The sequence below is a fragment of the Candidatus Nitrospira nitrosa genome (assembly GCF_001458735.1).
GTDB classification, from domain to species: Bacteria; Nitrospirota; Nitrospiria; order Nitrospirales; family Nitrospiraceae; genus Nitrospira_D; species Nitrospira_D nitrosa.
This window is the reverse complement of the sequence record NZ_CZQA01000009.1, coordinates 1-22476: the sequence shown is the minus strand read 5'-3', so window position 1 is coordinate 22476 and position 22476 is coordinate 1. Positions and strand designations below refer to the sequence as shown.

Below are 22476 nucleotides of genomic sequence, written 5' to 3'. Positions count from 1 at the left end.
GAAAGTAACCTCATGTACTTGTTGAGCTTAACATTCCTCGTTGCACTCCTCCTGTCGCTCTATGGCGTTCCCATTGCCAGACAGGCTGCGTTGAAATACGGCATTGTCGATGCCCCTGACGGGCGTCTCAAACACCAGAAGGAACCGGTCCCGTACTTCGGAGGGCTCGCGATCTATCTTGCCTTCTTAATGAGTCTCGCATTCACCTTTGAATTCCGGCAGGACGTCCTGGGTATTATTCTCGGCGCCACTATCGTGGTCATGCTGGGACTCATCGATGATTTTGGGGTGCTCTCGCCTACGACGAAACTGATCGGACAGCTCCTTGCTGTGTTTGTACTGATCAAAAGCGGCATCCGTATTCAAATCGCCGCACTCCCGGAATGGCTGGACCTCGCGTTGACCGTACTGTGGATGGTCGGGCTCATTAATGCCTTCAATCTCTTAGATATCATGGACGGCCTTTCCGCTGGAATCGGAGCCATCAGCGCCGCCTGTTTACTCTTAGCGGCCTTGCTCCAGGGCGATCAGGTCATCGCCTTCATGCTGGCCGCTTTGATTGGAAGCCTCGTCGGCTTTCTCAAATATAATTGGCAACCGGCTCGAATCTATATGGGTGATACCGGAGCCATGTTCATCGGCTTATTGCTGGGTGCCATGGCGATGATCGGACAATTTCCAAGCGCGCATCCTCTTTCATTGCTCACACCCGTGTTCATCTTGGGCATTCCAATCTTCGATACCCTCTTCGTGATGTATATCCGCTATCAACGGGGCCTCCCGATATTCTTAGGGAGCCCTGACCATATCGCCCTTCGACTCCGGCATTGGGGGATGTCGACCAAACACATCGTCATCGTCAGCTATCTTGCCACCGCTGCGGTTGGAGCCGTCGGTCTCATGCTCATGATGGTGACGTATGAGATGGCCTGGGGACTCTGTCTCGGGACCGTGGCGATATTACTCGCCCTGACCCTGACGTTGAAACGAATCGAGGTCAAGAAAGCCAGGACACTGGAGGTCGAGACATCCCCGGAAGAAAGAAGGCGAGCAGCATGATCCTGATCGTCGGCGCCGGGCTTGCCGGGTTAAGCACCGCCTATCATCTTGCGGGGACTCCATACCGACTCTATGAGCGCGAGTCGGAGGTCGGGGGGCTGTGCCGCTCCTATCGCAAGGACGGGTTTACCTTCGACTACACGGGACATCTGTTGCATTTCCGCCAGCCACCGATCAAGGCCCTCGTGGAGCAATTGCTCGCAGACAAACTCCAGAAACACGATCGCAAGTCGTTTATTTACTCACACCAAACCTACACGGAATATCCCTTTCAGGTAAACATCCACGGTCTTCCGCCTGAAGTCGTGCGGGAGTGTTTGATGGGGTTCTTGACGACACTTTTGCAACCGGCCTCTCGCATCGACCCGAAAGACGGTTCCTTCAAGCAGTGGATTGTGGAGAACCTTGGAGAGGGGATGGCCAAGCATTTTATGGTTCCATTCAACGAAAAGCTGTGGAAGGTGTCGCTGGATGAGCTCACATCCGATTGGGTGTCGTGGCTGGTGCCGAAGCCGGAGTTGAAAGACGTGATTAATGGGGCGCTGGGCATCAAGGACAAGGCATTCGGGTACAATCCGTCATTCCTCTATCCTGCATCCGGCGGGATCAGCATCCTTCCAGAGTCTTTCCTGCCTCACATCACTGGTGCCACCACCAATATCGAACTCCTGGAGGTCGATACAAAACGTCGGCTCGCACGTTTTCACGATCGGCTCAGCGGTACAACCATCACCGAACACTATGAGTCGTTGGTCTCGACGATTCCTGTTCCGGAACTTGTGCGCCGTTGCCTCGATATGCCCGCCCACCTCAAAGAAGCCGCTGACGGGCTACGCTGGGTGTCGGTCTATAACCTCAACATGGCCGTGGCACGTGAGCAGGTGTCGGACAAGCATTGGCTCTACTTCCCTGAACAAGAATTTCCGTTTTACCGAGTCGGATTTCCCATGAATTTCTCCCCATCGTTGGGGCAACCTGGATGTAGCTCGATGTACGTTGAGATCTCGCACCGGCCGACGGAACATCAATCAGCTGACCAGCTCGCCACCGAAGCCAGGGCCGGATTGGAGCGGGCAGGTATCCTACAACCCAGCGACGAACTGGTCGTCTCGGATGTGAAGGATTTGCACTATGCGTATGTCTACTTTGATCATCATCGCGCACGTACGATTCCCGCCATCCTCTCCGAGCTCGAGCGGAGAGGCATCTACTCCATTGGCCGATATGGCCGTTGGGAACATACCTCTATGGAGGATGCCATTGGGCAGGGGAAGCACCTCGCTGAACGGCTCAGAATGGGACACGATCAAACCCTCTCGGCCTAGCGGAACATGTCGTGGATACTATTTGCCATATCATCACCAAGCTTGAACTTGGAGGAGCGCAGGAAGTGGCGCTTCATGTCGTGTCACATCTGGATCCCACAAAATATCAGGCCGTCCTCATCAGCGGCCCTGGCGGACTTCTGACAGAAGAGGCCCAACGCTTACCGCACATCGAGATGCATCTTCTTCCGGAACTCGGTCGTCGGATCCATCCGGTGGATGATCTGATCGCTCTGGTTCGGCTGACCAAACTCCTTCGCCGAATTCGCCCATCAATCGTCCATACACACAGTTCAAAAGCGGGGATTCTCGGCCGGTGGGCTGCATGGCTGGCCGGAGTTCCTGTCATAGTACATACGGTCCATGGCTACGGAATCACTCCGGCCCAGCCGCCCTGGCTCCAACGTCTGCTCACCATAGTCGAACGATGCACCGGTTGGATCACCACTCATTGGATCGCTGTGGCACAGACCGATATCACCAGGGGCCGTTCCTGGGGCCTATTTCTCGATAACGTCATGTTGGTGAGGCCTGGCATTGCCCCTGAACCATTTCAGCAAATGATGACTCCCTCCGATCGAGAGCGAGTTAGAATGGACCTGGGTGCACAGCCCGGTACATACCTGGTGGGAACCGTGGCCTGTCTTAAGCCACAGAAGGCCCCTGAAGATTTCGTTGAGGTGGCGAAGCTGGTCCTTGAGGCGCGGTCAGATGTCCGATTCGTCCTCATTGGCGATGGCGAGCTACGGGAGAAAGTGGAATCGCTGATAGATCGGTATGGGCTTCAAGACCGTGTGTATTTGGCAGGATGGAGACGTGATGTTCCGGCAATCATGCAGGCGCTCGATACGTTTCTCCTGACCTCCCATTGGGAGGGACTGCCGAGAGTCCTTCTGGAAGCACGCGCGTCGGGCTTGCCGATCGTGGCCACGAATGTGGGCGGAGTCGAAGAAACAATTACAGAGAGAGGACACGCATTCTTATACGAAGCGGGGGATTGCACGGGGCTTGCACAAGGTGTCCTTCGCATATTGGAAATGTTCCGTGCGGCGCCAAAACGTGTACGGACGGCTACGGAGGACTTTCCCCGAGAGTTTCATATTCAAGAAATGGTGACACAGTACGAGTCCCTCTATGGCTCGTTATGTGAGCGACTCAATCGCAAGATTCAGCATCGGCCGGATGGTGCAACTCCTCATGCGTAGAGATGCTGCGGAGCTTTAGCCTACGATTTGCCGTTAGACAACACGATAAGCGATACACGGCAACAACAGCACGAGTGCCAAGCGAACATCTTCCAACGATGTGCCGAGGGGGGACCGGAAGAGGATTTGGTGAAATCGTGGATCGACGGTCGATATGGTTGCGATGCGGCCTATCTCAACAGCAAGGGGCTTACGGTGTTGGCGAGCGATATCGGTGATATTCTGCTCCGAGAATTCCCTGTGGCAGAGGTGGCTCCGGTTGGTTGGACAGTTTCTGCCAGTTCTTAAGTGGCGCCTGGCGGAATGCTGACTACGCGGCGGTCTGCCGTGTCGTCAGATTGTCATAATAAACCTGGTCAGGCGTCTGGCCATCAAGCGCCTGATGCGGTCGGGTCTGGTTGTAAAACATCAGATAGTGCTCCAGCCCTTGATGGGCCGTGCTGATGGTGTCATACGCATGTAAATAGACCTCCTCATACTTGATGCTTTTCCAGAGTCGCTCCACGAACACGTTATCCCGCCAGCAGCCTTTGCCGTCCATGCTGATCTGAATCCCCTGGTCTTTCAAGAGTCCCGTGAATTCCTGGCTGGTGAACTGGCACCCTTGGTCGGTGTTGAAAATCTCGGGGCAGCCATACTGCGTGATCGCTTCCCGCACGGCGTCGAGACAGAAGTCCGTCGTCAACGTATTGGAGAGCCGCCAGGCCAGCACCCGGCGACTCGCCCAGTCGAGCACTGCGAAAAGATACACAAAGCCCCGGCGCATTGGAATATAGGTGATATCGGCGGCCCAGACCTGATTGGGGCGTAAGATCCCCAGGTCGCGCAGGAGATAGGGATAAACCTGCTGGGCCGGATGTCGCCGACTGAGATGTGGTTTTTGATACAGGGCCTCAATCCCCATGCGACGCATCAGGGTGGCCACCTGGCGCCGACCAACGGCCCGGCCCTCTTGCCTGAGGAGATTGCGCAGCATCCGCGCCCCAGCAAAGGGATACTGCAGATGCAGCTCATCGAGCCGCCGCATCAACACCAGCGTCGTCTCGGAGACCGGCGTCGGCTGGTAATAAGCGGTCGAGCGAGCCAGCTTCAGCAGTTGGCATTGCCGCACCACCGGTAACGTGTGAGTCCGGTCGATCATCGCTTTGCGCTCCGCAAGCCCGCCTTGGTGAGCGCCCCTTCTAAAAAATCATTCTCCAACGCCAGTTGCCCGATCTTCGCATGCAAGGTCTTGAGATCCGGTGTCTCTGAGGAAGCCTTCGTTCCGCCGAACACGTCTGCGGCTCGCGCCAACAATTGTTGCTTCCATTCGGTGATTTGAGTGGGGTGGACGCTGAATTGTTCAGCCAATTCGGCCAGCGTCTTGTCCCCTTTAACTGCGGCCAACGCCACCTGCGCTTTGAAGGTGGCTCCGTGATTCCGTCTCGTGCGTTTCATTGCCTCGCTCCTTTGTGTCGCCACCTCTCGGTGGCGTCGGTGAAGCCAGGCTACCACTTACCATACTGTCCGAATTTCCGGAGCCCCCTCTGGCTCCAGTGCCATCTCAGTAGCGCACCGCTATGCCTATTCAGCGAGGTCGAGCCCAACAGCATGATGCTCGGCATACGTGGCTAGATGAAGAGACGGTAGATCAGCCCGCCTGTTTCTGTACTGCCCTTGCGTCCAGCAAATGATGTTTATTCTAAAAGAAGTCTTTCAAAACTTGCTCATGGGCTTGCGACCGGTGGCAAAATTTGCCCAACGGCACCATTCAACCGGTCTCAATGCCGATCCAGTGCTGGCCAAGCGAGTTTTTGAAATGTTCTCCCGGTTTGTGCCGGTCATAGGGGTAGATGTCTTGGAGATCGGACCTGGCCACACGCTTGAAGTGTTAGAGTATGCGCGTGCATCTGGGGCAAGAAGCTGTGTGGCGATCGATATCAACGACTATCTCATGGCCGACGCGGGGAGGAACGTTGTTCAGTACCGGACCTACGATGGAAAACGCTTACCGTTCGATGGACAGCAGTTTGACCTCATTTGGTCCCATACGGCCTTTGAGCATCTTCGTTATCCCTCGGTTACTGTGGCGGAATGTTTCAGGGTATTGCGCCTGGGTGGGAAGTTGGTTGCAGTGATAGACCTGGGCGACCACTCAGTCTATGGAAATTCCGACCTCCTTCCGCAGCAGTTGTTTCAGGGGCTTCGGTATCCGGAATGGCTCTGGAACCTCATGAAGTGGAACCGCAGTTCATATACAAACCGCCTCAGAAAATCTGAGTGGTTGACGCTATTCAAGGAGGCAGGGTTTGTCGTTCGGCATGAAGAGTCACAGCGAAACGAATCGGTTGACAACGCGTTACCGTCCTTGCCATACCTCCATCGATTGACTCGCGAAGACGCGGTTACGAGTGTCGTGACCGTCTGTCTGGAGAAGCCGCAAGGTGCTAGCTCGTGACCGCTCCCTCAGAAGCCGATGACACATGCCGCGCATACTTTCCCATGACTCCTGAAGTGTATCGCGGAGTCGGTCGTTTGACCTTCTTCAGTCGAGTCACGATCTCTTTTTTCGAGAGTTTTACATCAAGGCGACGTTTGGGAATATCGAAGGTAATGATGTCGCCGTTCTTGACCGCCGCAATGGGCCCGCCCTTTACCGCTTCAGGCGACACATGGCCGGCCATGAGCCCATGCGTGGCTCCGGAGAAACGGCCGTCGGTGAGCAAGGCAACGGAATCACCGAGCCCTGCGCCAACGATCGCTGCCGTCACGCCGAGCATCTCGCGCATCCCTGGACCACCCGACGGGCCTTCATACCGAATCACGACGACGTCACCGGGTTTGATTTGCCCAGCCTTGACCGCCACGAACGCGTCTTCTTCCTGATCATACACCTTTGCTGGTCCTTGAAACTTCGTCATCGAATGGCCCGCGACCTTCACGACACACCCCTCCGGTGCCAAGTTTCCTTTCAGAATGACAAGGCCGCCGGTTGGCTTGATCGGATGGGCGAGGGGACGCAACACTTGCTGGCCCGAGGCTTCACGAGCCTGCGATGCCTCTTCACCGATCGTCCGACCGGTGACAGTCGGTTGATTCCCATGGAGCAACCCGGCATCGAGCAATCGCTTGGCGACCAAGGTGGTCCCCCCCGCCGCATAGAGATCCGCTGCGGCAAAGCGACCACCCGGCTTCAAATCGGCCAGCAAGGGGACCTTGCGGTTGATCCGGTCGAAGTCGTCGATGCTCAGCTTGATCCCCGATTCGCGGGCGATCGCGAGCAGATGCAGCACGGCATTCGTCGAGCCTCCGGTGGTAGCGACGGCAGCAATCGCATTCTCCAATGACTTGCGCGTAATGAGCTGACGCGGGCGAAGATCCTGCTTCACCAGCTCCATCACCATCTTGCCGCACTCGAATGCCACGTCATCCTTCCGCCCATCCATGGCGGGCACTCCGTTGCGCCCCATGGGAGAAATACCAAGAAACTCAAAAGCAATCGCCATGGTATTGGCCGTAAACTGCCCGCCACAGGCTCCAGGCCCCGGACAGGCATGGTCCTCCAGGTCTTTCAGTTCGGCATCGGTCATCCTTCCGGAGGCATGTTTTCCCACGGCTTCAAAGACATCTTGAATGGTCACATCATGTCCCTGAAACTGTCCAGGCATGATCGACCCGCCGTACAGCATGATCGACGGCAAATTCAACCGGGCGAGGGCCATGACGGTTCCAGGGATCGTCTTATCGCAACCGGACAGGGCCACGACCGCATCAAACAAATGTCCACGCGCCACAAGTTCAATCGAATCAGCGATGACCTCACGGCTGATGAGCGAGGCCTTCATGCCTTCGGTCCCCATGGAAATTCCATCGGACACGGCGATGGTGTTGTATTCGATCGGAGTCCCACCGGCAGCTCGGATGCCGGCCTTCACGCGCTCGGAAAGCCGGCGCAGATGGAAATTACAGGGCATGACCTCTGTCCATGTGTTGGCAACACCGACGATCGGCTTCGTCAAGTCGTCGTCCGTAAAGCCCACGGCTTTCAACATCGCCCGAGCCGGGGCACGTCCGGCTCCCACCAAGAGATCATGACTTTGAAGCTTGACTTGTTTTTTCATCGGTCGTTGAGGTCCTCTTTACTGCACAGCCGAGCAGGTTGTTAAAAACTATGTCGCAGCCCTTGTCGCCTCGATGACGTAGGTATCACGACTCGAAGCAGAAGAGCCAGCGGGATCATCGCATCTCGTATTCGACAACTGACTGAACGACGCGTCACGCACGTGACCGCGATCTGAGAACCAGCTAGCGGACCGTGTGATCATCGAGCTAGTTGCCTGGTGTTGTCGGAGGTGCAACCTCATGGGGGTTCTTTCCGTGTGGATTACTACCATGTGGGTTGGCTCCATGAGGATTCGTGCCATAGGGCATCGTCCCTCCATGAGGCCCCCCTGACCCCTTGTGTTGCTCCATCACTTTGTCATGCTCGGACTTTTCCTTCGCGCGCTGTTCCGGAGTCAATACCGCCATCACATCGCGTCGAGCCTTGATGGCCGCCATGCGCAATCCAATTTGGAGGTCTTCACTCTGTCTCAGTTTTGCTTCGATCGCTCCGAGATCGGACTTGTCTTCATCGGTCAGCGCCTTCGCCTCACGTTCGGCAATCTGAATGTCCGCCTCCGTCTTAATCCGGACACGGTCAAGGTTCAACTGCAACTCTTTAAGCTTGGTGATCTGATCCCCACTGAGTCCGATATCCTTCTCATGCTTGAGCAGGTGCCGAATCAAGTGGCCGGTTCCGCTATGCATCATCCCTTTCCCGTACCCATGACTGCCACCGGCGCCATGTCCGCCTCCCGCATGTCCATAGCTTGGATCATTCGCCCACAGACTGGGTACACCCAACACCAACAGACAGGCGGATAGAACCGCAACGGTTGTCGTCTTCGTGACTGACCTCATGAATTCCTCCTTGGTTTGGAAGCCCCTCGCCCGAAGCTTGCCACAGCACGCGCTGCAACGCAAGCGAGCCGTTCGACTTCATCACGAATGTCCAAGCAGCAACCCTGTCGACTCTACGAGGCGACGGGAAAACTCATCGTGATCTCTGATGCCGTCAGGGATATCGAGGAGAGAAACGACGTTCGGCGACTATGCAAAATTTACAAAAACCGAGAGCTAGGCCGTAGTGTGGAAAAAGGTGAGTCGTACGCTGAGCGGTACCGTGCGCCTCTGAGCGAAGCGAGACGCCACCGGCAATCCTTCATCCCGTATTCCGCTAGTGTCGTTGAGCCTGATGGAGTAGTTCCGCGCGAGGATCCGGATGCCGTTGTTTGCTCAACCGTTCATAGAGGATTCGTTCTTCCTCCGTGGCCATCGTCGGCATCACAATCTGTAACGTCAAAAAGAGATCTCCCGCCCCACCGGTGGCCGAGGGAAGCCCTTTCCCCTTGAGTCGAAGCTTCGCATCCGCCTTGCTGCCAGGCGGCACTTTGACTTTGACCGGTTCTGTTAAGGTGGGCGCGGTCACATCGGCGCCAAGAATCGCTTCCCAGGGATAGATGGGGAGGGCGACATGGAGATCTGAACCCTGCCGACGAAAAATCGGGTCGGTGGCGATACTCACCTGAAGATAGAGATCACCACGCTTTCCACCATCGCTCCCAAGCTGACCTTTCCCCGCAACTCGGACACGAGTTCCGTCCTGCACACCGGCGGGAATTCTCACTTCAATGGTCTTGTGTTCGGTGACTCTCCCAGTTCCCTGGCAGGTCCCACAAGGCCGTCCTCGCACCATGCCGTGCCCATGACAGGTCGAACAAGCTTGAGGTTCCCTCAAATTGACCCGTTTAACGACACCGGTCAAGACTTCTCGCAGGGTCAACTGCACTTCCGTCTCTAAATCCTGTCCAGCTCGTCCGCTCGCACTTCGTCCTCCGGTCCCTTGCTTACGATTCCCAAACAGACTCTCAAAGAAATCGGAGAAGTGCTCCCCGGAACCGCCGCGACTATTAGGGTCTTGCTCAAAGTCCCACGGACTGTTCGCGCCCCTGTTCCAAGCCTGCTGGCGAGCCTTTTCAAATGCTTGGGCTTGGTCCCACTCGTTCCCGTACTGATCATACTTCTTTCGCTTCTCAGGATCGGTGAGAACTTCCTGCGCTTCATTCAGCTCTTTAAATTTCTTTTCCATCTCAGCCTTCTTCGCACCGGAATGAAGGTCAGGATGGTATTGACGAGCAAGTCGCCGAAAGGCTTTCTTGATCTCCTCGGCAGAGGCTGTTCGGGAAACACCGAGCGTCTGATAGTAATCTTGCGGAGCCGTCCCCATACCACATCCGTTCGAGGAGAGTAGAGTCAATGCCGTTACGGCTCAGCTTACGGAGTGCGCACGAGGTTTGCAAGAGCCGAATGGCTCAACGAGCGGGTGATGCTTTGGCTCGCGCCATGAGCTTACAGTAGGAGCAGGTTTCGGCGGTGGTGGGTTGCCCACAAGTGGGGCAGGGGTGCAGCGAGGCTTGGTCTTTCTCCGTCATGGTCGCTACGGGAGGCGCTTTCTTGCGTTGCTTTTCCAAGAATCCCCAATAGAAATATTGTTTCGTCCCTGGCGATTCAGTCTCCAGTCGGTTGAGAACCTCCTTATACAGCAGCGTGCGCGCGCCCTGAGCCATAGGACATTCATCCACGATGTAATCGATCCCATTCAGCACGCAATAGGCAGCCAGTTCACGCTCCGTTAATCTATAAAGTGGCTTCACCTTTTTCGCAAAGCCATCGATCGAGGCAGGAAGATTTGGGCTCTGTTTCTCGAGATAGTCTTCCTGCCAATGGAGTACGTTCCCGAGCAACCGGGCAGCCTCATCATCGAGATTGTGGCCGGTCGCCATCACATCATAGTCCTGCTCGATCGCAACACGATTGAATTGATAACGTTTAATGGTACCGCACGTACTACAGGTCGGGCGATGCACGAGCTGCGCAAGCTCTTTGATCCCGGCGCCTTCGGTTTGTTCAACGGTGTGGAGGTGCAGCGTGGCACGATAGGGTGCGGCCACTGTTTCGGCATAACGCTGGACTTTGTCTTTTGAGCGATCCGAGTAGCCCGGGATGCCGAGATTCACATAGAGCGCGTCGGCCTTGTATCCCAACTTCAAGAGAATATCCCACAGCGCCAGACTGTCCTTTCCTCCCGACACGGCCACGAGAATGCGGTCATCCTTCCCAAACATCTCTTGTGACTTGATCGCTCGCACGACTTGATCATGGGTGAAAGAGTTAAAGCAATTCTTGCAGAATGCCGCGTTGTGACGCGGCAATTTCAGCACGGCTTTGGTCTTACACTTTGTACAGTTCATCGCGCGCTGATCATACGGACGAACCAGGCTGATTGCAAATTGGGACTGGTGCGGTTCTGACAGCCTGAGGGAACACCCTCCGTCTATCTTGAGTCTTTCGATTTCCCTGGTCAGGTCGGTCAAAACACATAGAACTTCTTGTGACGTGCATGCTTGAACGCGACCGCGCTTGCCGCTGCCTGAAAGGCTGGCGTCAGTTCGGAAACTACTTCCCGCCTCCACTCACTTCACGGAGTCTATCCTGGTCGATGAAGCTCAGTAAATTCTTGCAGACATGTTGGCGGACTCAGCGACTTCACGTACAGTTAGCTCAGTGAGATGCCATACACCATGTCACGGGATATGCTGCTGCTGAGCAGTAATGCACAATTCAAGCTCTGACACAAATTTCTTTCCTTCTGAAATCATGCCAGAGCTCTTTGAGCAGCGAGTCGAATCACCATGTCCATTAGTTGATCATCGATGAAAGAGCGAAAGGCTTCCTCACGATCAATACCAAAACGGGCATCAAGACACCAATTTGCCAAATTGCTGAATTTTCCCATTCAATGGCTCGCATGGGGAATGTATTCGCAGAAGCTTTATCAGACACAAAGAAAGGATTATGAGCCTGGTTCAGAGGCTGCCTCTGAACATTACCGTTACGGTGCCTTTCGATGGTGGCTTGAAAAATCTCTTTCTGACAGTCAGTTGGCAAAATATGTTGTTCTTACATTTCTAGATTCTGATCAAGTGATGGCAAGCGCTGCAAGAAAAGACCTACTCCGCAAATACAAACGACGGAAAGTATGCCTAAAAAGCATGCTCTCTTTAAAGACCAGCCAAGAGTTAAATCTATGATCCCGCCTCGCAAGTCCAGCAGATTCTCCACCAGCTCGGCACCAGCGGCCCGACGATCAACCAAGCCGCCTACACCTATAACGGAGTCGGGAATCGCGAAAACAAGAAAAGGGGATATAGGCTACTTTTCAGGCCGGGATTTTCGGGGGCAGCTGCGCAACGTGGATTCCAGTCGGAGACCTGGTGGCATGCGCGTTTGCCATTGAGCTGGCCCGAATGGTTGCTGACGATTCACATGCGTGCGGAGGGAGGTGAGTTCATCTTCGCTCGAGGTGGCTTGCTCCTATTCAAAATCTTCAACTAACACATAAACTTTTTTCGTGGTAGCTAGGGTGAAACGACAGGGGCGTGGAGCTTCCGACCCACCACTGACTTCCAATGGTGAGTCTTTGTTGCAATGTATCCGCCGTTATTCCCAGCAGATAACAGCGGTGATCCGACTCACACGCTGCGCCTGGGGAACGAATGTGCTATAGTCCGACCAGCATCTGAGGCATCGCTTTCTTGCGTACAGAGCAGGAGGCCAGCAGTCGCTACAGATGGTCGAAATAATCTGTAAGTTGACATAATATACGTTATCAGAACATGAGTTTTGAGCTGCTCGACCGAGTCCATAAAGAACTTTCGATCACCGGACACGCCTTCTATGAAGGTATTTTGTCGATTTCTGAAGTCGTCAACCGCAAGATTGAGATTATCCGACTGCATTGGCAGGCATCCTCCTTGCTCCAACGCATCGACGACGTGACCGCTCGAGTTGGGCAACTCATCGCCGTGCAAGTCTCCGATCGACTCCACTCCAGACTTCAGCCGGATTCGATTGTGTACGCGGTTGATGAAGCCTTAACCGATGCTCGCGCTCGCGTGCATGAATTGAAACGATCCTTACTACAAGTCGATGCACAAATCCGAGAACTCAAACTTGAAGCAATCCATCAAGATTTGCTTTTATTGCATCACGACCTGACCGTCCGATCGGCAGGGATCGAGCGTCTCACAGTGGTGCGTGACGCCGCTGCCTCCGGACAACCGCTGAGTGCCGTTCCCGCACCGCTCGCGTCCTACGTCGCCACGATTCTGCGAGGGCCTTGTCTCTTGGCTCCCAACAGTGACCTCGTCCTACGACCCGGCGACATCGTGATCGTGATCGGCCCTCAAACTGAGCTCGATCAACTCACGCACTGGTTTACCGGACAACGCCCCCTCACCCCGACGCTGACACTGTCCTCCCAGGGAGTAGGCACACGAACATAAGATCAGCTACAATCTTCCTTCATGGTCGTGATGTCGTCCCGTACAGTTCGAGATCTTTCACCCATGTCCCTACTCCTCCTTTTCTTTCTTGTATGGATCTCTTTCGTGCCTGCAGTCGAAGCCGTCTCGCCCGACTCGACCGGCCTTCGCATGCTCGAAGAAATTCAAACCGTCATTACCGAACTCGCTGAACAGACCAAACCCTCCGTCGTGAATCTCTTTCCCATCTCCACCGCAGGAAGGTCCCGTGACACGTCAGGAGACCGGACGCCGAATGCCTCAGGCTCCGGTTCTGGCCTCATCGTGGATAGTGACGGACACATCGTAACCAACAATCATGTCATCGGCGATGCCACGGAGATTGAAGTTCGTTTCTCAGACAAGACCAAGCTTATTGCTCAGGTCATCGGCAAGGACCCGGATACGGATTTGGCGCTGCTCAAAGTGACCGCCGATCGGCCGCTTCCCAGCGCGCGGTTCGGCGACTCTTCCGCGGTCAAAGTCGGTCAATGGGTACTGGCGGTTGGAAACCCCTTTGGCTTGGACCGTACGGTAACGCTCGGTGTCGTCAGCGGCATCGGCCGTGAAAATATCAACCTTTCACGATACGAAAACTTCATTCAGACCGATGCGTCGATCAACCCAGGAAACTCCGGGGGCCCGCTGTTTAACCTTCGAGGTGAAGTGATCGGAATTAATACGGCGATCATCAATTTCGCCCAGGGCATTGGGTTTGCCATTCCCTCAAACATGGCCAAACAGGTCATTGAACAACTGCTGGCAAAAGGAAAGGTCATTCGCGGATGGCTTGGGGTCGGCATTCAACCCCTGACGGCCGAGCTCGCCAAGAAATTCGGCGTCACCGAGGGCGAAGGGGTCTTGGTGAACGAAGTATTTGAGAATGATCCCGCCGCCATCGCCGGAATACGACCGGGGGATGTCATCCTCCGGATCGACGGCGCGATCGTCGACTCACCGAATAAGCTCTCGCGACTGATCGGGACACTGACTCCGGGTGCACGGGCCAAGATCGACGTGATCCGAGATCTTACGCACGTGACGCTCACCATTCTCCTCACGGAACGCCGCGACGTGGCAGCCGTACCCACGGCTCCTCACGCGCGAACCGAAGTGAAACTAGGAATTGAGGTTCAGGAATTAACGGCAAGCCTCGCTGAAAAATTCAAGCTTCGTGAAACGAAAGGCGTGGTGATTATGCGGGTCGAGTCAAACAGCTTGGCCCACGCCGAAGGACTCCGCGAGGGCGACTTGATCAAAGAAGTCAACCGCGTGGAGACCGCTTCTCTCGCCGACTATACCGCAGCCATCGCCCGATCACGGCGTGGCGACACAATCTTGTTACGCGTTCTGCGTGAAACTCGCGCATTCTATGTCGTTTTGAAAACCTCCGACTAGCAGGCTCTAGCAGAGCCATTGATAAAGTCCTCCAGCGGCGTTCTCACGGTGCTCAAAGGCTCAACGTACCCAAGCGTACGCTTCCCTTCTTCGCGTGCTGCGGCCTTTCCGAACGGCCTGCAGGGAATTCTGAATGCGTCCGTGAGATCCGCGCACTCCTGCGTTGTGATGCACATAAGCACTTTGTTAAGACCATGCTAGTGTTCCGCGTGCGATGCAACGGCCGGTCTGTCAGCCTTCCGCTTCTCCAGAATCTTTCCCACGAGATCCCGTGGCACTTCGTCGTACTGCGCAAACTCCATGGCATAACTCCCTCGACCGGCAGTCATGGCATTCAACGCGGTGGCATACCGAAGTAATTCCGCCAAGGGGACCAGCGCCGTAATCTGTTCCACCTGATCGTGCGCATTCACGGAGAGGATGCGTCCTCGACGGACGTTCAAATCCCCCATCACGGCCCCCACCGTATCGGTCGGTGTGTCGATCTCGATCGTCATCACCGGCTCCAACAGGACAGGATGGGCGCTCTCCATCGCCTTTTTGAATGCCATCGAGCCTGCCATCTTGAATGACATTTCTGAAGAATCAACCACATGGTAAGACCCATCATAAACAGCAACCTGTACATCGACCACCGGACAGCCGCTCAGCGGCCCCTCGTGCATCGCCTCATGCACACCCTTTTCCACCGCCGGAATAAAATTCCGTGGAATGGCCCCTCCGACGACTCGATTCTCAAAGGTAAAACCCTGTCCTCGCGGCAGCGGCGCCACCTCGAGCCAACAGTCGCCGTACTGCCCGTGCCCCCCCGTCTGTTTCTTGTACTTTCCCTGCGCCTGGGATTGCGTCTTGATGGTTTCTCGATAAGGAATTTTCGGAGTATGGAGAATGACATCAACTCCGAATTTTCGATGGAGCTTTTCCAGCGCAAGATCGATATGGAATTGCCCCATCCCACTAAGCACCATTTCTTTGGTCTCATCGTTCCGGGAGAATTCCAGCGTCGGATCTTCTTCGATGAGTTTGTGCAGGCCGAGACCGACCTTATCGATCTCCGCCTTCGATCTGGCCTCGATCGCATACGACAAAATTGGTCTCGGCAGACCAAGCCCTGGATAGCAAATCGGATTCCCTTCCTGCGACAACGTATCACCGGTGTGAGTGTCCTTGAGTTTGGCAATCGCCACAATGTCTCCACCTTTGGCGGAATCGACCGCCACATGCCGCTTCCCCAAGACTCGGTAGAAATGGCCAAGTTTCTCCCGTACCTGTTTAGAGGCATTGATCACGATCGAATCAGCATGGACGCTGCCTGACACCACACGACAGTATGACAATCGACCGACAAATGGGTCGATGATCGTCTTAAAAACATAGGCGGAAAAAGGTTCCTCAACAGTCCCCTTCCGCTCACACCTCTCAGAGGTCTCTGGCTGGATACCGTACCAGGGATGCGTCATGCCACGCTCAGTTGGCGACGGAAGAAGCTTCACCATAGCATCAAGCAGAGGCGAGACTCCCACGTTCTGCGTGGCCGATCCTGCATACACCGGAAGCAATTGCCTGGTCAGAATACCTCGACGCAGTCCTTGAAGCAGTGCGTCATCGTTCAGATCGCCCTCCGCAAGATAGGTCTCCAGGAGTGTTTCTCCACTCTCTGCCACAGTCTCCAAGAGCTTGGTTCGTGCTCGGCTGAAACTCTCCTCCAGATGCGCTGGAATGGGGAGGAGGTCGACTTTCACGGAGCTCGGTCCGGATCGGACGAACTGTTTGAGCCGGACATCGATGACACCATCGAGTATCCCACCAGAACGGACCGGCACCGTCATGGGAATCGGCGTACAGTCGAGTTGTGTACGACACCGTTCAAGCACGTCCTCATAGGCGACGCCATCCTTATCAAGCCCGCTCACGAACAACAGGCAGGGAAGTTCCAACTCTGTGATCTTTGCCCACAGTCGAGAGAGTTCGGTACGCACGCCGATCTGCTCGGTCATGACGAGAACCACCGCATCGATGGCACGGAGCGCGGCCATCGACTCACCGAGTAACGCTAAAGTACCGGGAGTATCGATCAGGGTGAGCTGGGTCTGATTCCACGAAAACTGCAGCAGGCTGGCACTGGTCGACGTACGATGACGGAGTTCTTCAGGCTCAAAATCCGAAACAGTTGTTCCCTGCATGACCGAGCCAAGTACGGGAAGCGCTCCCCCCATGTACAACAAGGCTTCGCTGAGAGAGGTCTTCCCTGCATTGGCACTGGATACGATCGCCACATTCCTGATGGACTCTCCACAGGCTGTTTGCATGATCGGCCCTCCTTATCCACGATGGTGTTCTACGCCATTTGTATCCTCACCTTTCTACTCCCATGCTCAGGTTGACGAACATTCCCAGGATGTCATCCATCCCTACTGCTCGGTCAGCCACCCCTCATCCGCAAAACTCACGTAGCGACCATCTCCGAGGATGATATGGTCCACCACACGGATCCCCAACAACCGTCCGGCCTCGACAAGTCGGCTCGTCAGTTGCCGATCCTCACCACTCGGTGTGGGATCTCCACTGGGGTGATTATGAAGAAGAATCACAGCAGCCGCCGATTCACGGACGGCCAGGGCGAAGACCTCACGAGGATGGACGATGCTGAGGGTCAGACTACCTTCAGACACCGTCACCTCTCTGATCACGACGTTCTTGGCATCGAGCAAAACGACCTTAAACAGTTCGTGCTTTATCCCACGCAGTAAGGGGTGAAAGTGCTTATAGAGGTCGGCGCTCGACGAAATACGCGTCCCGGTTGAAAGTGGCGCCGCAAGTGATCGTCTTCCGAGTGCCAGGGCGGCCTTGAGCTGAGCAGCCTTGGCCGGGCCGATTCCAGGAATGGTACAGAGTTCGTCCGTCCCGCAGGCCGCGAGGCCTCCCAACCCGCCCATCCGTTCAAGCAGTTCAAGTGCTATCTGGACAGCGGAGGCATCACGACGGCCGGTTCGCAACAGAATAGCTAGCAGATTGGCATCAGACAAGGCTTCTGGCCCCTTGGCAAGGAGACGCTCACGAGGTCGCTCGGCTTGGGGCCAGTTCGCGATGCCCTTTCCGCGATCTTTTCCTGCCATGACATCCCTTGTGATGGACAAAAAATTGACGAGCCGGACTCTTTTGTACTGTCAATTTCCTGAAAAACCCTGATCCCACTTAACTACATAACGTGTAAATCATTGAAAAACAAAAGACTGACAATTTGGTGCAGCTCTTGCTTAAATTCGCCGTCAGCTGTGAACGTAACCACCCTGGGAGGGTTCAATGGAATGTCCGAAATGCAAGGGAATGATGATGCTGGAACGGTTCTCGGACTTCTTTCTCGTGTTTTATGCATGGAAATGCATCAACTGCGGCGCCATTATCGACCGTACCATTTCCAATAATCGCCGGAAGAGTTTGGCTGCCCGCGAATCCCAGACCGTCGGTACGCGCTGACACCATCGACCAGTCGGGCTCGAATTCCACGAGCCCGCAGGCCCTCCGTGACCGTCTGAGCTGATCACGGGAGTGCTTGTACATCGCGTACTGACAGCGTCATTATAGTCTTCCCACAAAAGACGGTCAAAGCGACAAGGACATCTCCCCCTCCTCAGATCTCCCAACCAATCGCCCAGATTCGTCAGGTTCGTCGTCAGTACGGCGACTTCCCAGCCCTCGTTTCTTGACCCCTGTAAAAACGCTATGTTAGAGTTCAGTACATCGTATGGCGTGGTGCTGTGTGGAATGCGTGTGATTGCAGGAACCTACCGTGGGAGGCGTCTTTATGGGCCACAAACACAGACCCTTCGTCCAACCTCTGATCGAGTTCGAGAAGCGTTATTTTCTATTCTTGGGAATCGGTTGCCACACAGTCGGTTTTTAGACCTCTATGCAGGAACCGGTGCGGTCGGAATCGAGGCTCTCAGCCGTGGCGCGGACCATGTCACCGCCGTAGAGTCGGACAAGGACGCCGTGAAGCTTCTCCAGCGGAATAAACAGCTCTGTCAGATTGGCTCGGAACTGACGATACAGCCTCACGCTGTTGAACAGTTCCTTCGACGCCCAGACCAGTGGAATGGTCCCTACGATGTGGTCTTTGCCGATCCTCCCTACGCAGAAACGACAGGACTGTCCTCGTTATTGAGCCAATCATTAACCGGGGCACTCTTTGCTGAGGATGCCTGGCTCGTCGTCGAACATGGAGGAAAGACCACGGTTCCCGCTGCGCTCGGCCCTACCAGCTTGCGCCGACAATATCGCTACGGCGACACCATGCTGTCGCTCTACTCCTCTTGATATGTACGAAACATGAAAACAGGCATTTACCCCGGCACATTTGACCCTATCACCCACGGGCATACAGATATCATCACCCGCAGCCTCCGGATGTTTGATCGAGTGGTGGTGGCCGTCGCGCCAAACCCCTCCAAGCATCCGTTATTCAATGTGACGGAGCGCGTCGAGATGGTCAAACTCGTCATGAAGGACCTTCCTCAGATCGAAGTCACGCAATTTGACGGCTTGTTGGTTGATTACGTTGAGCGGTCTGGTGCCAACGCCATTATTCGAGGCTTACGGGCGATCTCAGACTTTGAACATGAATTCCAGATGGCGCTGATCAATCGAAAATTAGCGAAAACCGTGGAGACCGTGTTCTTGATGCCCAGCGAAGAGTACTCCTACCTTTCGTCGACCATTATCAAAGAAGTGGCACGGCATGGAGGTACACTGACTGAATTTCTTCACCCTGAAGTCGCACGCCGTCTGAATGATCGTATCAGGAGTCTCAAATCATGAAACTTGCTGCCCGTGTCAGCCGCATCGCTCCGTCCCCCACACTCGCCATGGCGGCGACAGCCAAGGCCATGGCGGCACAGGGATTAGACATCGTTGACTTTTCAACCGGAGAACCGGATTTCGATACACCGGAGCCGGTCAAGGCCGCAGCGGAGGCTGCTATTCGCGCGGGGTTTACCAAATATACGCCCTCCTCGGGCATTGACGAGTTGCGCGGCGCCGTCGCCGAGAAATTATGGGCTGAACTTGGAGTTCGGTATGACAAGTCTCAAATTCTAGTGTCCTGCGGCGCCAAACATTCGCTGTATAATCTGGCGGAAGCGTTGCTTGAAGCAGGGGATGAGATTATCATTCCCACTCCCTACTGGGTCTCCTACTCTGATCAAGCCCTCTTGAACGATGCGACTCCGATCCTCATGCCGACCAAAGAAGACGAAGGGTATGCCATTCGGCCGGCACAACTCGAACAGCTCATTACCCCGAAAACCAAAGCCATTCTTGTCAACAGCCCAGGCAACCCAACCGGGGCCACCTATGACCGCAGCACCTTGGAGCAGATCGCGGCCGTGGCCATTCGCCATGATCTCATCGTGATTTCCGACGAGATCTATGAGAAAGTCCTCTACGATGGAGCCAGCCACGTGAGTATCGCCTCGTTGGGGCCCGAGATTGCTGCGCGAACCGTCGTCATCAACGGAGTGTCAAAAGCCTATGCCATGACCGGGTGGCGTATCGGCTATGCGGCAGGCCCCAAAGAGCTCATTACGGCCATGGCCAATATCCAAAGCCAGAGCACCTCCAACCCCTGTTCGATCGCACAGAAGGCAGCCGTCGCCGCGTTACGCCTTGGAGAACCATTCACAGTTAAAATGGTCGAAGAGTTTTCGCGCCGGCGAAAGACGATCGTCGAGGGACTGAACAACATTCCAGGTGTGACCTGCTCGATGCCTCGTGGCGCCTTCTACGCATTCCCCAATATTAAAGGAGTCTTGGGGAAACGAGGGCCTTCAGGTATGCTCAAGACACCCAACGAGTTGGCCAACTATCTGTTGAACGATGCGCACATCGCAGTAGTCCCAGGCGAGCCGTTCGGCAGTCATGACCATCTCCGATTGTCATATGCCACCAGCATGACCAACATTACCAGAGGACTTGAACGACTGGGACAAGCCTTTGCCAAGCTGGTGTAAACGACCACCGGCTCATCCCAAGGTACCGTGAATAGAAGACTGATGGAGGAAGGACGCACCAATGCCAACGTATGAATATCAATGTGACAGTTGTTCACATCGCTTTGAGGTGAAACAGAGTATAAAGGATGACCCACTCTCCGCATGCGAACGATGCGGGAAAGCGGTCCGCCGCCTCATCTCGTCGCCAGGCATCATGTTTAAGGGAAGCGGGTGGTATGTGACAGACTATTCGGACAAGCTCAAACCCCCGTCTAGTAGCGGAGGTGAAACGACCGCGACCAAATCACCGGAAAAGAAAGAATCGACTGCGCCGGCAACAACGACGACATCTCCCCCTGCCTCCTCATCAACGCCGGCATCAGGCGCAACCGGGTCTACGACAACCACGTCCTCTTCATAACAATCAGCATCCGGCGGCCTCATAACGGTTAGACGGCTACGGGGAGACGTGGAACTCGGTTTCTTTCGCCCGATCATCCACAACCACCTCGAAACAATTATCGTAGGTATACGACGCCTCTTTTTCCGCGAAGACGAGGCGCCATCGCCCGCACTTACGCTTCAAGCACTGCCCCCTGCCTATCGCTGTGGATAGGAGGCAAGCATGACGGAGGTATTGTAGTGCTGAGGCGCGATTCGTCATGAAATGAGGTAACTCGTCACCACTGAACCCCGCACTGTCCGCGCGGACGGGACAAACCCACCGAATCAACGAGCGCCTCCGGATTCAAGAGAAGATCCGTCAGCGAAGAGTCACCGCATCCCTCACTGGCCGCACGGCGGTGACACGATGACCCGCCTCACTCTCTTTTTTGAACTGTTGACATTGGTTTCGTCGTGGCTTATGCGGTGCCTTTGTCTTGGTCAATACATGCTCAAGTTCCTTCAGGATAGATTCTGCTACGCCAGCAATGTGAGGGTGAAAGTTCATTTCCTCTTTAAGCTCAGCTATCGCCACTTGCAGATCCAATGGGTCTTGCTTCTTTAATGCCGAAGCTCCCGCCTTCTTGTAGAACGCTCTAGCCTCCGCCTCCTGACCGCTTATGAGGAGCAGGAGCCCTCGTTGAAACTGAAGCGCATACTCACTGTCTGGATCTTTTAGTGCCAAGCCTTGTCCATTCACTTCCAGAGCTTTGGCCGTATTCTCATGAAGGGAATATGCGGCGGCGGCATTTAGGAATGTCCAAGAGTCCTTACTTCCCCTCTCCAAAGCGTAGCTCAGATCAGCCAGCGCACCATCTTTATCTCCTATTTCAATACGCACCCATCCACGCATTCGACGCGTCAGGAGATCCTCGGGAAACCGTGCTAACAGCTGATTAAAATCGGCCAGACTCTTCTCAAGGTCCCCGGTACAGTCATAGACCCACCCACGATTTCTGAGGCTTGGAGCATGACTCGACTGGATTTTGAGAGCCTCTGAGTAGTCTTGAATCGCCTATTCATACCGCCCAAGTTCTCTGTAAGCATCTCCGCGAATTCTAACTGGAAGTGCAACACCGCAGCAGGGGGCATGCGAGCGCATCGGCCGTTCGGTAGAGTGAGACGAACCCGTCATTCTCACCGAGCGAGGTTATACGATGCGTTATCATCACTTGAGCTTGGAAGAACGCGCTGCGATTGCCCCGATGCGGATGCTAGGCTGGTCGATTCGTCAGATTGCCCATGCCCTCAGCCGAGCGCCAAGCACCGTCAGTCGGGAAGTACGCCGCAACACTGATCCCTGGGGTGGGTATGCCGGCTATTGGGCCCATCGTGATGCCCGGCGGCGGCGCCAGCAAACTTCGCGTGCAGGCCGTCTCGCGCATCCCCCACTGGCCGCCTATGTGCAAGCACGATTCCTCGACCGGTGGTCACCGGAACAGATCGCCCATCGATTGCCACTGGATTTCCCCAATGACCGTACCATGAGGTAAGCTCGAAAAAGTGGACGCCTTCAACCTAGAATGAGAGGGCTGGAGGTGTGAGATGGAACAGGTCCCGCGACAGCAGTATACGAAGGAGTTCCGAGAGCAGGCCGTGCGGCTAGTCCTGG

At 55.1% G+C, this 22476-nt stretch carries 22 protein-coding genes and 1 pseudogene; 14 read left to right on the top strand and 9 right to left on the bottom strand.

Going from position 1 to position 22476, the window contains the following annotated elements; genetic code table 11:
- The first annotated feature begins 12 nt into the window (after nucleotides 1–12).
- From COMA1_RS12290 to COMA1_RS21105, 4 genes are all read left to right on the top strand, one after another.
- Nucleotides 13–1059 (top strand): MraY family glycosyltransferase, encoded by a 1047-nt coding sequence (locus COMA1_RS12290; RefSeq protein ID WP_090748936.1) that lies wholly within the window; start codon nucleotides 13–15, stop codon nucleotides 1057–1059.
- Nucleotides 1056–2384, top strand: coding sequence for a protoporphyrinogen/coproporphyrinogen oxidase (locus COMA1_RS12285; protein ID WP_090748934.1), 1329 nt, complete (start codon nucleotides 1056–1058; stop codon nucleotides 2382–2384). The genes COMA1_RS12290 and COMA1_RS12285 overlap by 4 nt, the downstream gene beginning before the upstream one ends.
- An 11-nt stretch (nucleotides 2385–2395) precedes the next feature.
- Nucleotides 2396–3589 carry a glycosyltransferase family 4 protein gene (locus tag COMA1_RS12280; RefSeq protein WP_090748932.1) on the top strand — a complete coding sequence of 398 codons (1194 nt, stop codon included), beginning with the start codon at nucleotides 2396–2398 and terminating at the stop codon, nucleotides 3587–3589.
- 129 nt (nucleotides 3590–3718) lie between these two features.
- Complete coding sequence (locus COMA1_RS21105; RefSeq protein WP_176698015.1) at nucleotides 3719–3877, top strand: hypothetical protein; 159 nt, start codon at nucleotides 3719–3721, stop codon at nucleotides 3875–3877.
- Nucleotides 3878–3899: 22 nt separating this feature from the next.
- Here COMA1_RS21105 and COMA1_RS12275 read toward each other — a convergent pair.
- Nucleotides 3900–5026, bottom strand: a protein-coding gene (locus COMA1_RS12275; protein ID WP_407921320.1) for an IS3 family transposase whose coding sequence is annotated in 2 segments (ribosomal slippage) — nucleotides 3900–4780 and nucleotides 4780–5026 — 1128 coding nt in all. Because the reading frame shifts where the segments join, the coding sequence is not laid out codon by codon here.
- A gap of 232 nt (nucleotides 5027–5258) precedes the next feature.
- Here COMA1_RS12275 and COMA1_RS12270 point away from each other — a divergent pair.
- Nucleotides 5259–6026 carry a class I SAM-dependent methyltransferase gene (locus COMA1_RS12270; protein WP_090748928.1) on the top strand — a complete coding sequence of 256 codons (768 nt, stop codon included), beginning with the start codon at nucleotides 5259–5261 and terminating at the stop codon, nucleotides 6024–6026.
- On the opposite strand, the gene ilvD is transcribed toward COMA1_RS12270, so the two are convergent.
- The 4 genes from ilvD to COMA1_RS12250 all read right to left on the bottom strand — a co-directional run bounded on the left by ilvD (nucleotide 6016) and on the right by COMA1_RS12250 (nucleotide 10920).
- Nucleotides 6016–7689: a dihydroxy-acid dehydratase gene (gene ilvD / locus COMA1_RS12265; RefSeq protein WP_090748925.1), complete on the bottom strand. Its 1674-nt coding sequence runs from the start codon at nucleotides 7687–7689 to the stop codon at nucleotides 6016–6018. The genes COMA1_RS12270 and ilvD overlap by 11 nt on opposite strands.
- 208 nt (nucleotides 7690–7897) lie before the next feature.
- Entirely contained in the window at nucleotides 7898–8530 is a 633-nt protein-coding gene (locus COMA1_RS12260) for a Spy/CpxP family protein refolding chaperone (RefSeq protein WP_090748923.1), read from the bottom strand.
- Nucleotides 8531–8846: 316 nt separating this feature from the next.
- Nucleotides 8847–9896: a DnaJ C-terminal domain-containing protein gene (locus COMA1_RS12255; protein WP_090748921.1), complete on the bottom strand. Its 1050-nt coding sequence runs from the start codon at nucleotides 9894–9896 to the stop codon at nucleotides 8847–8849.
- 85 nt (nucleotides 9897–9981) lie between these two features.
- Nucleotides 9982–10920, bottom strand: coding sequence for a PP-loop family protein (locus COMA1_RS12250; RefSeq protein ID WP_090748919.1), 939 nt, complete (start codon nucleotides 10918–10920; stop codon nucleotides 9982–9984).
- A gap of 462 nt (nucleotides 10921–11382) precedes the next feature.
- Between COMA1_RS12250 and COMA1_RS20655 the strand changes: the two genes are divergently transcribed.
- From COMA1_RS20655 to COMA1_RS12240, 3 genes are all read left to right on the top strand, one after another.
- Nucleotides 11383–11760, top strand: a complete 378-nt coding sequence (locus tag COMA1_RS20655) for a hypothetical protein (protein ID WP_141654327.1) — start codon at nucleotides 11383–11385, stop codon at nucleotides 11758–11760.
- Between the two features lie 585 nt (nucleotides 11761–12345).
- Nucleotides 12346–13014, top strand: coding sequence for a TrkA C-terminal domain-containing protein (locus tag COMA1_RS12245; RefSeq protein WP_090748917.1), 669 nt, complete (start codon nucleotides 12346–12348; stop codon nucleotides 13012–13014).
- Between the two features lie 105 nt (nucleotides 13015–13119).
- The gene (locus COMA1_RS12240; RefSeq protein ID WP_245631062.1) at nucleotides 13120–14430 is read left to right on the top strand and encodes a Do family serine endopeptidase; all 1311 of its coding nucleotides are present in this window, start codon (nucleotides 13120–13122) and stop codon (nucleotides 14428–14430) included.
- 197 nt (nucleotides 14431–14627) lie between these two features.
- Here COMA1_RS12240 and fusA read toward each other — a convergent pair whose 3' ends face one another.
- Together fusA and radC are read right to left on the bottom strand one after the other, a co-directional pair.
- Complete coding sequence (gene fusA, locus COMA1_RS12235; protein WP_090748913.1) at nucleotides 14628–16739, bottom strand: elongation factor G; 2112 nt, start codon at nucleotides 16737–16739, stop codon at nucleotides 14628–14630.
- Between the two features lie 102 nt (nucleotides 16740–16841).
- Nucleotides 16842–17546, bottom strand: coding sequence for a RadC family protein (gene radC, locus COMA1_RS12230; RefSeq protein ID WP_090748911.1), 705 nt, complete (start codon nucleotides 17544–17546; stop codon nucleotides 16842–16844).
- A gap of 187 nt (nucleotides 17547–17733) precedes the next feature.
- Here radC and COMA1_RS21100 point away from each other — a divergent pair, with 187 nt between their 5' ends.
- The 5 genes and pseudogenes from COMA1_RS21100 to COMA1_RS22025 form a co-directional block, all read left to right on the top strand.
- Nucleotides 17734–17907 (top strand): hypothetical protein, encoded by a 174-nt coding sequence (locus COMA1_RS21100; protein WP_086426070.1) that lies wholly within the window; start codon nucleotides 17734–17736, stop codon nucleotides 17905–17907.
- Nucleotides 17908–18195: 288 nt separating this feature from the next.
- Nucleotides 18196–18747: a 16S rRNA (guanine(966)-N(2))-methyltransferase RsmD gene (gene rsmD, locus COMA1_RS12220; protein WP_090748909.1), complete on the top strand. Its 552-nt coding sequence runs from the start codon at nucleotides 18196–18198 to the stop codon at nucleotides 18745–18747.
- A 12-nt stretch (nucleotides 18748–18759) separates the two neighbouring features.
- Entirely contained in the window at nucleotides 18760–19248 is a 489-nt protein-coding gene (gene coaD / locus COMA1_RS12215; RefSeq protein ID WP_090748907.1) for a pantetheine-phosphate adenylyltransferase, read from the top strand.
- Nucleotides 19245–20438, top strand: a complete 1194-nt coding sequence (locus COMA1_RS12210) for a pyridoxal phosphate-dependent aminotransferase (RefSeq protein WP_090748905.1) — start codon at nucleotides 19245–19247, stop codon at nucleotides 20436–20438. Before coaD ends, COMA1_RS12210 begins: the two co-directional genes overlap by 4 nt.
- A 61-nt stretch (nucleotides 20439–20499) precedes the next feature.
- Nucleotides 20500–20640, top strand: a pseudogene (locus tag COMA1_RS22025) (FmdB family zinc ribbon protein); the annotation flags it as partial.
- A 26-nt stretch (nucleotides 20641–20666) separates the two neighbouring features.
- Here the strand turns inward: COMA1_RS22025 and COMA1_RS21620 are convergent.
- The gene (locus COMA1_RS21620) at nucleotides 20667–20918 is read right to left on the bottom strand and encodes a hypothetical protein (protein WP_245631060.1); all 252 of its coding nucleotides are present in this window, start codon (nucleotides 20916–20918) and stop codon (nucleotides 20667–20669) included.
- Nucleotides 20919–21183: 265 nt separating this feature from the next.
- Nucleotides 21184–21705: a tetratricopeptide repeat protein gene (locus tag COMA1_RS12200; RefSeq protein ID WP_141654326.1), complete on the bottom strand. Its 522-nt coding sequence runs from the start codon at nucleotides 21703–21705 to the stop codon at nucleotides 21184–21186.
- A gap of 316 nt (nucleotides 21706–22021) precedes the next feature.
- Here COMA1_RS12200 and COMA1_RS12195 point away from each other — a divergent pair, with 316 nt between their 5' ends.
- Entirely contained in the window at nucleotides 22022–22357 is a 336-nt protein-coding gene (locus tag COMA1_RS12195; RefSeq protein ID WP_090748899.1) for a helix-turn-helix domain-containing protein, read from the top strand.
- Nucleotides 22358–22476 lie beyond the last annotated feature (119 nt).